We start from the raw sequence: 12,113 nt of genomic DNA on the forward strand, positions 1-12,113 counted from the left end.
CGACTGGCTCCACACCTACAATCACCACCGCGGACACACCGCACTCGCAGGCAAGCCACCCGCCAGCCGCGTCCCCAACCTCACGGGTCAGAACACCTAGGTGCACCGGACCGGCCGCCCCTCCCGGAGGTCGGCGCCGCGGTCCGTGCGGCCGCTAGCCGATCAGCCACTGCTCCTCGGCGACGGCGCCGACCTCGGTGCAGGCGTCGGTCAGCACGTCCAGCACCCGCAGCGGGTCCGGCAGCGGCTGGTCGGGACCGCGCAGCCAGCGCACCTCGGAGCCGTCCGGCAGTGCGGCGGGCGGCAGCAGGGTGTACGAGCCGCGGCAGTGCCATCTCAGGCCGGGGTGTTCGGACATGGTGTCCGGGGTGGAGTCCAGCGCGCTCGTCCACCACTCGTCCTCGTCGGCGGGGGTGCCGCGGGTGGCGGTGAAGAACAGGTAGCGGTCCTCGCCGACCGCGGCGACCGGTCCGTGGACGCCGCGCTCCTCCAGTCGCTCCAGCGCGAGCCGGCCCGCCTCGGCGGGGACGTCCAGCACGTCGTGGACGCGGCCGGTGGCGGTGACGAAGTTGGCCTGCGGGTCGCGGGCGAGCCAGCGGGCGAGCTGTTCGGCGTCGGTGGTCGCCTGGGTCTGCCAGGCGAAGGAGACGGGGTGCTGCGCCGGCGCCGGACAGCCGACCCGGTCGCAGGAACACCGGTACCCCGCCGGGTGGGCCGCGGGTGCCAGCGGGAAGCCCGCGCGCACCGCGCCCAGCAGCAGGTCCAGCCTCGCGGCCGCCTCCCCGCCCGTGACCGGACGGTCCTGCCGCCGCTCACGCCGCCACCAGGTCGTCCACCTGCTGCTGGCTTCCATCGGGCCCCTTCCGCTCTGCCGTGAACTGCCGTGCCTGGTGCGGCACGGCGAACGACGCACCGTCCGACGCAACAACGGTAGGCGCCCGCCACTTCCCGGGGCGCCCGTCGGTCGCATCCGCCGCGGCCGCGGCCGGGATCACCGGGGCGGCCAACGCCCGGGGCACGATACGGAGTTCGAGAAGGTACGACTCGGCGGACGGACGCGACGACACGCGCCTCGCCCGGCCCGTGCGGGCCCGCGGACCCGGGCCGAACCCGGAGGCGTACAGAGCAGGATAAGGGTGCGGACGGCCCCGGAATGACCGGGGGCGGTGCTGCGCCGGTCACACCGGCTCCACACCGCCTCTGCCGGACCTGCACGCGGACGCCGCCGACCGGCGGCCGAGAGGGCCCGGAGCACCCCGCGTACCCTGGGAGGTGTGAAGAGTGCGGAGACCGAATTCGTGGGCGGACCCCTGGACGGCAGGGTCCTGCCGATCATGCTGGGCTCCTTCTGGACGATCCCGAAGGTCTACCGCGTGCCCGTCCCGGCCACCGCGGGCCTGCCCGCCGTGACGTTGGTCTACCGGCGGTCGAAGATCTTCGGCAGCAAGGGCTGGCGCTGGCGCTACGAGTACGACGCCGAGGCCTGAGGCGCGCCCCTCGGTAGCAATCACGCCCCCGGGCACGCCGCCGTTCCCGGGCACGCCGCCGCCCCGCCGTGGCGGGTGCCGCGACGGGGCGGTGCGGTCGACCGCGGGACGGGTCAGACCTGCTCGTCGGCGAGGATCAGGTACAGCTTGCGCTTGGCCTCGTTGAGGACGGCGAGCCCCTTGGCCCGCTGCTCCTCGGTACCCGTCAGCATGACCTGGCGGATCGCGTGGTCGACGGCGCCCATCGCCGCACCGACCTCCTGGACGGCCTCCCAGTCGACGCCCCGGCCGGCCTCCTCCCACGGGGAATCGGCCCCCGCGTCGGCCTCGGCCCGGCCGGCCTCGGTCAGCTCGAACAGCTTCTTGCCCGAGGACTCCTGAGCGACGATCAGGCCCTCCTCCTCCAGCAGCTGGAGGGTCGGGTAGACCGATCCGGGGCTGGGCCGCCACGCACCGCCGGTGCGCTCGCCGATCTCGGTGATCATCTCGTACCCGTGCATGGGCCGCTCCTTGAGCAGCGCGAGCAGCGAGGCACGGACGTCGCCGCGGCGCGCCCGGCCGCCGCGGCGGCCCGGACCGCGGCCCCAGCCGCCGCCCCGCGGGCCCCGGCCGCCGTGGCCGTGCCCCCCGTGGCCGGGGAAGTGCCCCGGCCCGCCGAAGCCGTGCCCGAACGGGCCGGCCCCCGGCATCCCAGGGCCGCCGGGCGGCACTCCGGGCGGGCCGAACGGCCCGAACGCGAACCGCCTCTCGAAGCCCTCGCCCGGCATTCCCTCGCCGGGCACCGGCCCGCGGCGGCGTTCTCCTCGGTTTCGCCTTCCTTCGCGCATGATGCGCACCACCTTTCGTCCGTGATGCTTCCCCCGAAGCATCTCGATATCTCGACGATATATCGGTGACTGTCGCCCGTCAACGGTTTCCGATAGTCGTCCGACGGTCGCCCGGCGGGCGCGGGCAGGCGGGGGTGCGGGAGGGCGGCACGGAGGAACCGCGGACGCGGCGGAGTGGGAGCAGCCCCTGACGGGGCGTCCGATCAGCGGCGCGGCTTGAGCATCCGCAGGGTCCAGCCCTCGCCGGCCGGGTCGAGCGGGCGGGTGGCCAGCTTGAAGAGGTGCTCGGCGCGCTCGTAGGAGAGCCGCGCGCGGCCGGTCTCCGGGCAGAGGTCGGCCGGGACGGGCGTCCGGCCCGGCCCGGGGCGGCGGTCGGTGAGGAAGAGCGGGCCGCGGGTCCGTCCGGCCAGCAGCTCCGGCAGCAGCCGGGCCGTGCCCGACCGCCACACCACCCCGCGGTCGCCGCGGTCACCGGGGGCGCTGCGGTCGTCGAGGTCGAGGTCCTGGACGTCCAGCGCCAGGACGGCCCGCACCGGGGCGGCGGACTCGTGCAGCAGCCGCCAGAGGGTGCGCTCGCGCAGCGAGGGGCCGGGCAGCGCCCAGAGCCGTTCGAGCTGCTCGGGGGCGATCGCACCGGTCCGGCCGGCCGGTTCGGGGCGCCGTTCGAGGCCGGCCGCGAGGTCGTCCAGCCCGGCCCAGGCGGCGAACGAGCGGACGGCGGCGCGGTGCCGGTTCCAGGTCCGCGGCGCGGCGCCGCCCCAGGCGGCGGCCAGGACCCCGGCGACCCGGTCGGCGTCGACCGAGCCGAGCGGCAGCTCGTCGCCGAGCCCGAGCCGCAGCCGCCGCAGGGTCTGCCCGTACGAGCGGACGGTCGCCGCGTCCAGGTCGTCCCGGTCGAGGAACGCGCGGACGGTGGCGCCGAGGAGGGCGGCCGACGGCCCCGCGGGCACCCGGGCCCCGGCCGACGGCTCCCCGGTCGGCAGTGCGTCGGCGCGGCGGTCGAGGAAGGCGCGTTCCGCCGCGTTGCGGGTGAGGGCGGCGGCCCGCCGGAACTCCAGCCGGGCCTCCCCGGTGCGGCCGAGCCGTTCCAGCAGGTCGCCGCGGACGCCGGGCAGCAGGTGGTAGTCGCGCAGCGCCGGGTCGGCGGTCAGCCCGTCGGCGAGGTCGAGGCCGGCCTGCGGCCCGTACGCCTTCCCGACCGCGACGGCCCGGTTCAGCCGGACGACCGGGGTCGGCAGCAGCCGTTCCAGCGCGGCGTAGAGGGTCGCGATCTGCGCCCAGTCGGTGGCCTCCGCGGTGGGTGCCTGGGCGTGGCAGACCGCGATCGCAGCCTGCAGCACGTACGGGCCGGGCGGGCCGCCGCACTCCCGGGCGCGCAGCATCGCGGTGAAGCCGCGGCGGATCAGCAGCTGGTCCCAGCGGCCGCGGTTCTGCTCGTGCAGCTGGACGGGCTCGCCGGACGGCCCGGTGCGCGCGGCCGAGCGGGACGCCTGGATCTCCATCAGGGCGACCAGGCCGTGCGCTTCGGCCTCGTGCGGCACGGCGGCGGCGAGCAGCCTGCCCAGCCTGAGCGCCTCCAGGCAGAGCCCGGGCCGCATCAGGTCGTCCCCGCCGGTCGCCGAGTACCCCTCGTTGAAGACCAGGTAGACGACCTCCAGCACCGAGGAGAGCCGGTCGGCGAGCCGCTCGCCGGTCGGCAGCTCGAACGGCACCTGCTGCTCGGCCAGGGTGCGCTTGGCGGCGGCGATGCGCCTGGCCACCACCGGTTCGGGGACGAGGAAGGCCCGGGCGATCTCCGCGGCCGTCAGTCCGCCGAGCAGACGCAGCGTCAGTGCGACGCGGGCCTGCGTCGGCAGGACGGGATGGCAGGAGACGAACATCAGACGCAGCACGTCGTCCCGGTCGCCCTCCGGCTCGGCCTCGCCCGACTGCCGCAGCTCGTGGGCGAGTTGCCGCTGGCGCTGCTCCAGCCGCCCGTCGCGGCGGACGCGGTCGACGGCCCGGCGCTTGGCGACGGCGGTCAGCCAGGCGCCCGGGTTGTCGGGGACACCGGACTGCGGCCACTGTTCGAGGGCGGCCACCAGGGCGTCCTGGGCCAGTTCCTCGGCGAGGCCGACGTCGCGCACGATTCCGACGAGCGCGGCGATGATCTTCGCCGACTCGAGTTTCCAGACCGCGTCGATCGTGCGGTGGACATCCGGCACGGCCACGATGACAGCACCCGTCCCGGCCCGTCCGCAAACCGGGGCGGGGCCGGGGCAGGTGCCGAGCCGGGCAGGCGGGGCGGGCAGGCAGGCAGGCAGGCCGAGCGGGCAGGCGGGAGGGTCAGGGGCCGAACACCTGCTGGACGACGCTCTCGCCGTCGCCGACGATCCGGCGGAAGCGACGGGCGAGCTCGATCGCCTCCTCCTTCGAGCGGACCTCGACCAGCGCGAAGCCGGCCACGGCCTCCTTCGCCTCGGCGTACGGACCGTCGGTGACGGTGATCTCGTCGCCGGAGGAGACCAGGCGGACCCCGCCCGGCTCCAGGCCTCCGGTCGCCAGCAGCACGCCGGCCGCGGTCAGTTCCTCGATGAACGCGCCCATCTCCGCGAAGAGCTTCTCGTCGGGGGCGGCGTCGGTCGGCTTGGTGGTCATCAGGAAGCGCATGGTTCTCTCCTCGGTCCGGCGGCGCCCCGTCGCGCCGCGATCTTGTGCCGCCCTCACGTCGAACGAGCCGATGTGACAGGGAACGGCATGCATTCCCTGTCACATCGGCCGGACGACGTGAGGGCAGCACCGCTCGACGCCCACCGCCCCGGAGGACACCGTGACCACCGCCCCCGCCGCCGTCCGCACCGACCCCGCTCGCGGCACGGCCGCCACCGCACCGGGCACCCGCACCCTGCTGGTCTGCGGCGCGGTCGCCGGCCCGCTCTGGGCCGCCGTCGCCCTCGCCCAAGCCGCCACCCGGACGGGCTTCGACCTCACCCGCCACCCGCTGAGCGCACTGAGCAACGGCGACCTCGGCCCGCTGCAGATCACGAACTTCCTGGTCGCCGGCGTCCTGACCGTCCTCGGCGCCGCCGGCCTGCGCCGCACCCTCGCGGACACGCCCGGCGGCCGCTGGGCACCCCGGCTCGTCCGCACCTACGGCCTCGGCATGATCGCCGCCGGTGTCCTCGTCATGGACCCGGCCGACGGTTACCCGGTGGGCACGCCCGACGGGATGCCGCCCGGCCTCAGTTGGCACGCCGTCGGACACCTGCTGGCCGGCACGGTCTCCTTCACCGCCCTGATCGCCGCCTGCTACGTCCTCGGCCGCCACTTCGCCCGCGCCGGCCGCCGCGGCCGCGCCCTCGCCTCCCGCGCCGCCGCCACCGCACTGCTGCTCGGCGACGGATGGGCCATGACCGGCGGCCCGGCCGGCTCGCTCACCCTCGCGATCGGCGCGATCACCGCGATGGTCTGGGTCTCCGCCGTCGCCGCCGACCGCCTCCGCTGACCGCCCCCACCGCAGACCGCCCCGGCCTCCGATCCCCGCACCGCCCGACCGGCTCCGGCCACCGAACCCGAAGGACGACCACCATGCCCGCCACCACCACCGTCGCGCAGTACCTGGACTCCCTCCCCACCGCCCAGCACGAGATCGCCGACAGGCTGCTGCCGCTCGTCGAGGCCGCCCTGCCCGGCCGCGGCGCCGTCTGGCACGGCCACCCCGTGTGGAGCCTCGGCGCCGCCCCCGGCAAGAACCCGGTCTGCTTCCTCAAGTCGTACGCCGGCCACCTGACCTTCGGCTTCTGGCGCGGCCGGGAACTCGCCGACCCGTCCGGCCGGCTCGCCCCGGGCTCGCGCACGATGGCCTCGGTCAAGCTCCGGAGCGCCGCCGAGGTCGACACCGAGCTGTTCGCCGACTGGCTGGCCCGGGCCCGCGGCCTGGAGCAGCTGCCCGCCTGAACACCGGACGGACCCACCCGGTACGCCGGGCGGACGGACGGGTCGCACCCACCGGGGCGACTCCCGCCGCCCGGCGCAGCCGCGTCCCCGGCCCCGTCCCCGGCCGCCGGGGCGCCGTGACCAGCCGTCACCCGCACCGCCCCGCACGGCGACACACCGGCGGCCGGCGGGACGCCGTGCGGGCCCGGCCACACACTACGGTGGCGCCATGGCCGCCGAACGAGACCTGTCCGCCCTGCTCTCCGGGCTGCGACCCGCGCTGAACCCGGGGCGGTACGTGTACTGCACCCTGCCCGGCAGGGTCCCGCCCGGCCTGCGCCCGGTGGTCACCGTCGCCGAGGAGGAGGGCGCCACCGTCGTGGTGCCGCAGGAGGAGGCGGACTCGCTCGGGCTGGGCTACGAGTTCGTCGCCGGCTGGATCACCCTGCGGATCCACTCCGCGCTGGAGGCCGTCGGCCTCACCGCCGCGGTCGCCACCGCACTCGCCGACCGCGGCATCAGCTGCAACGTCGCCGCCGGGTTCCACCACGACCACCTCTTCGTGCCGACCGCCGACGCCGAGCGGGCGGTCCGCGTCCTGGAGGAGCTGTCGGCCGGTCAGGGCTGAGGCGGCGGCGCCGGGGAGCGGAGGCCCGTCCGCGGGTAGGTACCACCCGTACGACCGGATCCGCTCCACCGGGAACGGAGGACGCACGTGACCACCACCCCCTGGACACCCGCGGCCGCGGCCGCCCTCGCCGACGCCCTCGACCACGCCGTCCTGGACCGCGGCGTCCCGGGCGGCGTCCTCGTCCTCGGCACCGCCGGCTCCACGGAGGCGGCGGGCCGCACCGTGGCCGCCCGCGGCGCCGTCGCCCCCGAGTGCGGACCCGCCGCGCCCGACGACCGCACCCGCTACGACCTCGCCTCACTCACCAAGATCATCGCCACCTGGGTGCTCACCGGCCGGGCCCTGGCCGCCGGCCTGCTCGACCTGGACGAGCCGCTGCGCGCCCGCTTCCCCCGGCTCCCCTCCCCCGGCGGCTGGCTGACGGTCCGCCAACTGCTCGCGCACAGCGCCGGCCTGCAGCCCGAGACCCGGCTGGACCGCTACCTGCACCTCGACCGCCCGCTCGCCGAACTCCTCTGCGCCGAACAGCTGGTGGCCACCCCCGGCACCGAACACCGCTACATCAACCGGGGTTACGTGCTGCTCGGCCTGCTGCTCGCCGACGCCCACGGCACCCCGCTGGACGCCCTCGGCGACCACTACTGGCACGGGCTGGGCATGCGGGACACCGAGTTCGGCCCGGTGCGGCGCTCGCCCGCGGTGGCGCCGACCGAACAGCGGCTGCGCGGCGCCCCGCGCACCTGGGGGATCCCGCACGACCCCAACGCCGCCCTGCTGAACGGGATCGCCGGCCACGCCGGGCTGTTCTCCACCGCCGCCGACCTCGCCGTCTTCGCCGAGCACCTGCTGACGGCCGACGACCCCTGGCTCGCCGCCAGCCTTCGGCCGCAGATCGCGGTCGAGGCCGGCCGCTCCCGCGGGCTCGGCTGGCTGGTCACCGACACCGGCGCCGCCTACCACCACGGCTACACCGGCACCAGCCTCTACCTCTGCCCCGCCCTCGGCCGCTACGCGGTGCTGCTCACCAACGCGGTGTACCACGGCTTCAGCGGCAGCCGACTGACCCCGCTGCGCGACCGCATCCTCGCCGCGGTCACCACCCCCTGAACCGGCGCACCGCGGGCCCGGCGTTCCCCGGGCCGGACGCGCGGGTGCCCGCACCGGCGCAGGGCCGGTGCGGGCACCGCGGGCGGGCCGGTGGGGCGGCCCGCCGGCGACGGCTCAGCCGCAGCCCACCCAGGTGGCGTGGGCCGGGTCGAGCGCGTTGGTCACGTGGTGCAGCGAGGTCGGGTCGAAGGCGATCAGGACGTGCTCCGAGAGGTCGATCAGGCAGCTGTCCTGGACGGTGATGTTGTCGACGCCCGGCCCGCTGAGGAACTGCGTCCGGTACGGGGTGACCACCTCGTCGAAGACGGTGGAGATCACCGTGTAGTGCACCCCGGGCACGGTGTCCGGCAGCGAGGAGAGCTTCTGGTTGAACGCCGAGCCGACCACCTGGTCCTTGCAGGCCGGGCAGGCGGTGTAGATCAGGTCGGCGACCCCGGGCAGATAGGGGGCGAGGTTGGCGATGCCGGAGAGCGTGGTGCCGTGGTTGGACGGCGCGAGCGCCACCAGCTTGTCCACCTTGGACGCGCCGCCGAGGAACTTCAGGTAGTAGTTCGGGATCATGCCGCCCTGCGAGTGGCCAACGATGTCGACCTTCGCGGCGCCGGTGTACGACCTCACCAGGTCGACGAACCGGCCGAGTTGGGCCGCGGAATCGGCGGCCGGGCCGAGCCCGCCGATCGGCAGCAGCACGCCGCTGCCGGAGGAGGTGACGCCGGGGACGGTGCCGTAGTCGAGGGCGAAGACGCAGTAGCCCTTGCTCTTCAGCAGCGGCGACAGCACCAGCCAGTTCTCGAAGCGGTTGGCGAAGGTGCCGTGGACCAGCACGACGGGGTTGGGGTGGGCCGCGGTGGGGCGGCAGTTCCAGTCGTTGGCGCCGGGCGGGGAGGCGACGGTGTCGCCGTCCGGCGGGGCCGCCGCCGCGGGCGCGGTCTCGGCGGCGAGGGCGGCGGACCCTCCTCCGCCGAGCAGGGCGGCGGCCAGCAGGGCCGAACCGAGGGCGCCGACGAGCCTGCGGCGGAAGGTTCTTGCGGAGAAGCGGAGAAGTGGGGTTCTCAACTGTTGCCTCCACACCAGAAGTTTGTTACCAACAGGTAACCGGGAGTGCCTCCATGATGGGGCCGCCGCACCGGACCGGCCCTCGGGCGTTCCCCAGACCTGGACGGTGATTTCTGTGAGCAGTCACAACGCCCCGGCGCAGGTCACGGGGTGGCACGTCCCGACGATCGGCGGCGTCCCCGCGGACCAGCGGCTGCTGGCCGCCCTGCCGGAACTCGTCCGGGCGGTCCTCGCGGCACTGCTCGACGCCCTGCCCACCTACCGGCGGCTGCCCCGCGAACAGGTCGACGGCGAACTCGCCCGCACCACCGAGCGCCGCGTCCGCGCCCTCGCCCGGGCCGTCCGCACCGGAGAACCCGCCCCGGACGAGGAGTTCACCACCGTCCGGCAGACCGCCGCCCGCCGCGCCGAGGAAGGGCTGCCGCTGGACGCCGTCCTGCTCGCCCACCACATCGGCCTGGAGGTCTGCTGGGACTGGATGACCCGGCAGGCCGGCGAGGGCGACGCCCCCGGGCTGCTCACGCTCCACCGGCTGCTGCTCGACCACCTCCGCCAGGTCACCGCCGCGGCCGGCGCCGGCTACTTCGAGGAACGCCGCACCATGGTCGACGAACGGCACGCCGCCCGGAACGCACTGCTCGGCGCCCTGCTCGACGGCACCCCCGCCGACGAGGCCGCCGCCCGGGCCGGCCTGCGGCTGGCCCCCGGCTACGCCGTCCTCGTCCTCTCCGTCGACGACCACCCCGACGAACACGCCGAGGACGTCGACCGGACGGTCGCCGGCCGCCGCAAACTCCGCCGCCTGCGCGCCGAACTCGACCACCGCACCCGGCACTCGGCCCTCTCGGTGCTCGCCGCCGACGGCGGCCTGGTGCTCGTCCCGCTCGACACCCGGCCGGCCGACCTGCCCACCGCCGAGTGGCACCGCCTCGCGGACACCGTCGCCGCGACCGCCCGGGCCGCGGGCGCCCCGGTGCTCGCCGCCGGGGCGGCCGCCGAGCCCCCGGGCGTCGCGGCCGCCGCCGCCCTCGCCTACGAAGTCCTCGACGTGGCCCGCGCCTTCGGCCGCCCGCCCGGCCTCTACCGGCTCGACGACCTGCTCCTGGAGTACCAGCTCAGCCGGCCCGGCCACGCCAGACCCCGGCTCGCCGCCCTGATCGGCCCCCTCCACGGGGCGGGCGAGTTGCTCACCACCCTGCGCACCCACCTGGCCGGCGGCCTCAACCGCCGGCACACCGCGAACGCGCTCCACCTCCACCCCAACACCGTCGACTACCGGTTGCGCCGCATCGCCGCCCTCACCGGCCTCGACCCGGCCCGCCCCGCCGACCTCCTGCGCCTCACCGCCGCCGTCGCCGCCCACGACGCCGAACGCGCGTGACCGCCGGGCCGGCGGTCACGACTCCGTCCCGCCTCGCTCCACCGGCAGTGGCGCCGGCAGGGTGCTGACACAGCACCAGCAGAGGGGGGCACACGGGCTTCATCAACCAGGCCAAGGGGAACAACGCGGGCAAGGAGGCGGCCGAGGCCTACAACCGCGGCGGCTCCGTCTTCGCCTGGAAGGCCGTCGAGGCCAACAAGAACAGCCTCGCCACCGGGCCCATGGTCGGCATGGCCGAGCAGATCCAGGCCGTCGAGGCCTCCGGCTGGGCCCTCGCCGACTTCGCCGTCGGCGAGGGCAAGGCACTCGGCGGGGAACGCATCGCCCTCGTCATGCCCTTCCGCCGCAGGGCCTGAGTCGGGCGGTGGGAGGCGGGGTCACGGCCGCACCTCCCACCGCCGCCTCACACGTGCTCCGGGTCCGCGTCGGCCGGCGCGAGGTCCTCGGACTCCCAGCGGAGCAGGTCGCCCGGCTGGCAGGCGAGGACTTCGCAGAGTGCGGCGAGCGTGGCGAAGCGGACGGCCTTGGCACGGCCGTTCTTGAGGACGGCGAGGTTGGCGGGGGTGATCCCGACGCGGTCCGCGAGCTCGCCCACGGACATCTTCCGCCTGGCCAGCATCACGTCGATGTCGACGACGATGGGCATCAGATCACCTCGTCCAACTCGGCCTTCAGCTGCGTCGCCTCGACGTCGCGCGCGACGGCCTGGGCGAGCAGCATCCGCAGCACGAGCACGATGAGCGCGACCCCCAGGATCGCCACGCCGATCCCGGCCATGATGACGGTGACGCCCGGGTCCTCCCGCTGGCCCGGGGCGTTGATCGCGGTGACCGCGAACCAGACGAGGGCGGCCGCCACGATCGCGCCGATCACGCCGTCCACGTAGCGGAAGGCCGCGTGCGAGAACACCGTCCTGCGCCGCACCATCGCCACCAGCCGCCAGACGCAGACCAGGGCGACCTGGGCCGTCACCAGGCCCAGGATCGTCACGACGCGGAACGCGGTCAGCGGCAGCGTCCCGTCCTCCGGGTCGTTCCCGCTGACCAACACCCACACCATCAGGACCTGCACCAGCACGGTGCCGGCGAACACCACCGCGAGCACGGCGCGCAGCGCCCCCACTGTCAGCTTTCCCACGACCCCATCCTCCCATCGAATTGCGATGGGAATCTATCGAATCTCGATAGCCACGGCAAGGGCGGGGGCGGCTCCGGAGGTCGTTCGCCGAGCCGTCGAGCTCCGGACGCGAAAAGGCCCCCGTCCGCGCGATGCGGATCGGGGGCCCTCCGTCGGCCTGGTGACGGACGAGTCGGCCTGTACGCCGGGTTCTGTCTCCCGGGTTGCTTGCGCGGCCCGGGGAGGCGGCCATCCATCTAGGGCTGCCGTTGCCGACAGCCTCGTGCGGTCCACCCGCGGACTCGGGCGAGCAGCCCTCGAACATCCGCGCACGGCACCCCGAGGGGCACCGATCTTGACCTTGCTCCAGGTGGGGTTTACCGAGCCGGCCGAGTCACCTCGGTCGCTGGTGGTCTCTTACACCACCGTTTCACCCTTACCCGCCGCCGAAGCGGTGGGCGGTCTGCTTTCTGTGGCACTGTCCCGCGGGTCACCCCGGGTGGGCGTTACCCACCACCCTGCTCTGTGGAGCCCGGACGTTCCTCGGCGGGCCCCGTGAAGGACCCGTCGCGACCGCCCGGCCGGCTCGTCCG

General features: G+C 75.4%; 14 protein-coding genes, 1 other RNA gene and 1 pseudogene. 8 read left to right on the forward strand and 8 right to left on the reverse strand.

Annotation, left to right across the window (positions count from 1 at the left end; genetic code table 11):
* A pseudogene (locus AB0O09_RS03450) lies at window positions 1-100 on the forward strand (IS481 family transposase); the annotation flags it as partial.
* Window positions 101-154: 54 nt separating this feature from the next.
* Here the strand turns inward: AB0O09_RS03450 and AB0O09_RS03455 are convergent.
* Entirely contained in the window at window positions 155-853 is a 699-nt protein-coding gene (locus tag AB0O09_RS03455; RefSeq protein WP_344626187.1) for a bifunctional DNA primase/polymerase, read from the reverse strand.
* 421 nt (window positions 854-1,274) lie between these two features.
* On the opposite strand from AB0O09_RS03455, the gene AB0O09_RS03460 reads away from it, so the two are divergent.
* Window positions 1,275-1,487: a hypothetical protein gene (locus AB0O09_RS03460; protein ID WP_363539775.1), complete on the forward strand. Its 213-nt coding sequence runs from the start codon at window positions 1,275-1,277 to the stop codon at window positions 1,485-1,487.
* Window positions 1,488-1,600: 113 nt separating this feature from the next.
* Here the strand turns inward: AB0O09_RS03460 and AB0O09_RS03465 are convergent, their stop codons facing one another.
* From AB0O09_RS03465 to AB0O09_RS03475, 3 genes are all read right to left on the reverse strand, one after another.
* On the reverse strand, window positions 1,601-2,254 hold the full coding sequence (locus tag AB0O09_RS03465) for a PadR family transcriptional regulator (RefSeq protein ID WP_363540184.1): 654 nt from the start codon (window positions 2,252-2,254) through the stop codon (window positions 1,601-1,603).
* A gap of 263 nt (window positions 2,255-2,517) precedes the next feature.
* The gene (locus AB0O09_RS03470; RefSeq protein WP_363539777.1) at window positions 2,518-4,518 is read right to left on the reverse strand and encodes a DUF6596 domain-containing protein; all 2,001 of its coding nucleotides are present in this window, start codon (window positions 4,516-4,518) and stop codon (window positions 2,518-2,520) included.
* 121 nt (window positions 4,519-4,639) lie between these two features.
* Window positions 4,640-4,963, reverse strand: a complete 324-nt coding sequence (locus AB0O09_RS03475; protein WP_344627680.1) for a YciI family protein — start codon at window positions 4,961-4,963, stop codon at window positions 4,640-4,642.
* Window positions 4,964-5,123: 160 nt separating this feature from the next.
* On the opposite strand from AB0O09_RS03475, the gene AB0O09_RS03480 reads away from it, so the two are divergent.
* From AB0O09_RS03480 to AB0O09_RS03495, 4 genes are all read left to right on the forward strand, one after another.
* Complete coding sequence (locus AB0O09_RS03480) at window positions 5,124-5,798, forward strand: DUF998 domain-containing protein (protein ID WP_363539779.1); 675 nt, start codon at window positions 5,124-5,126, stop codon at window positions 5,796-5,798.
* Window positions 5,799-5,881: 83 nt separating this feature from the next.
* Window positions 5,882-6,250 carry a DUF1801 domain-containing protein gene (locus AB0O09_RS03485; RefSeq protein ID WP_363539781.1) on the forward strand — a complete coding sequence of 123 codons (369 nt, stop codon included), beginning with the start codon at window positions 5,882-5,884 and terminating at the stop codon, window positions 6,248-6,250.
* A gap of 208 nt (window positions 6,251-6,458) precedes the next feature.
* A complete protein-coding gene (locus AB0O09_RS03490; RefSeq protein WP_344627683.1) occupies window positions 6,459-6,857 on the forward strand; it encodes an ACT domain-containing protein in 399 nt (132 codons plus the stop codon).
* 87 nt (window positions 6,858-6,944) lie between these two features.
* On the forward strand, window positions 6,945-7,967 hold the full coding sequence (locus AB0O09_RS03495; protein ID WP_363539783.1) for a serine hydrolase domain-containing protein: 1,023 nt from the start codon (window positions 6,945-6,947) through the stop codon (window positions 7,965-7,967).
* Between the two features lie 114 nt (window positions 7,968-8,081).
* Here the strand turns inward: AB0O09_RS03495 and AB0O09_RS03500 are convergent, their stop codons facing one another.
* Complete coding sequence (locus AB0O09_RS03500) at window positions 8,082-8,951, reverse strand: alpha/beta fold hydrolase (protein ID WP_363540186.1); 870 nt, start codon at window positions 8,949-8,951, stop codon at window positions 8,082-8,084.
* Window positions 8,952-9,138: 187 nt separating this feature from the next.
* Here AB0O09_RS03500 and AB0O09_RS03505 point away from each other — a divergent pair, with 187 nt between their 5' ends.
* Together AB0O09_RS03505 and AB0O09_RS03510 are read left to right on the forward strand one after the other, a co-directional pair.
* Entirely contained in the window at window positions 9,139-10,404 is a 1,266-nt protein-coding gene (locus AB0O09_RS03505) for a helix-turn-helix domain-containing protein (protein ID WP_363539785.1), read from the forward strand.
* A gap of 230 nt (window positions 10,405-10,634) precedes the next feature.
* A complete protein-coding gene (locus AB0O09_RS03510) occupies window positions 10,635-10,760 on the forward strand; it encodes a hypothetical protein (protein ID WP_363539787.1) in 126 nt (41 codons plus the stop codon).
* A gap of 47 nt (window positions 10,761-10,807) precedes the next feature.
* Here AB0O09_RS03510 and AB0O09_RS03515 read toward each other — a convergent pair whose 3' ends face one another.
* From AB0O09_RS03515 to rnpB, 3 genes are all read right to left on the reverse strand, one after another.
* Window positions 10,808-11,050 (reverse strand): helix-turn-helix transcriptional regulator, encoded by a 243-nt coding sequence (locus AB0O09_RS03515; RefSeq protein ID WP_363539789.1) that lies wholly within the window; start codon window positions 11,048-11,050, stop codon window positions 10,808-10,810.
* Window positions 11,050-11,541 (reverse strand): DUF2975 domain-containing protein, encoded by a 492-nt coding sequence (locus tag AB0O09_RS03520; RefSeq protein WP_363539791.1) that lies wholly within the window; start codon window positions 11,539-11,541, stop codon window positions 11,050-11,052. The genes AB0O09_RS03515 and AB0O09_RS03520 overlap by 1 nt, the downstream gene beginning before the upstream one ends.
* Before the next feature lie 164 nt (window positions 11,542-11,705).
* Window positions 11,706-12,109: RNase P RNA component class A (gene rnpB, locus AB0O09_RS03525), an RNA gene on the reverse strand.
* Between the last annotated feature and the right edge of the window lie 4 nt (window positions 12,110-12,113).

It is taken from the genome of Kitasatospora sp. NPDC093679, from assembly GCF_040683455.1.
GTDB classification, from domain to species: domain Bacteria; phylum Actinomycetota; class Actinomycetes; order Streptomycetales; family Streptomycetaceae; genus Kitasatospora; species Kitasatospora arboriphila.

Coding starts and splice junctions, on each gene's coding strand:
- AB0O09_RS03515 (WP_363539789.1), bottom strand. CDS start 11,050: ATGCCCATCGTCGTCGACATCGACGTGATGCTGGCCAGGCGGAAGATG.
- AB0O09_RS03485 (WP_363539781.1), top strand. CDS start 5,882: ATGCCCGCCACCACCACCGTCGCGCAGTACCTGGACTCCCTCCCCACC.
- AB0O09_RS03490 (WP_344627683.1), top strand. CDS start 6,459: ATGGCCGCCGAACGAGACCTGTCCGCCCTGCTCTCCGGGCTGCGACCC.
- AB0O09_RS03475 (WP_344627680.1), bottom strand. CDS start 4,963: ATGCGCTTCCTGATGACCACCAAGCCGACCGACGCCGCCCCCGACGAG.
- AB0O09_RS03510 (WP_363539787.1), top strand. CDS start 10,635: ATGGCCGAGCAGATCCAGGCCGTCGAGGCCTCCGGCTGGGCCCTCGCC.
- AB0O09_RS03465 (WP_363540184.1), bottom strand. CDS start 2,254: ATGCCGGGCGAGGGCTTCGAGAGGCGGTTCGCGTTCGGGCCGTTCGGC.
- AB0O09_RS03455 (WP_344626187.1), bottom strand. CDS start 853: ATGGAAGCCAGCAGCAGGTGGACGACCTGGTGGCGGCGTGAGCGGCGG.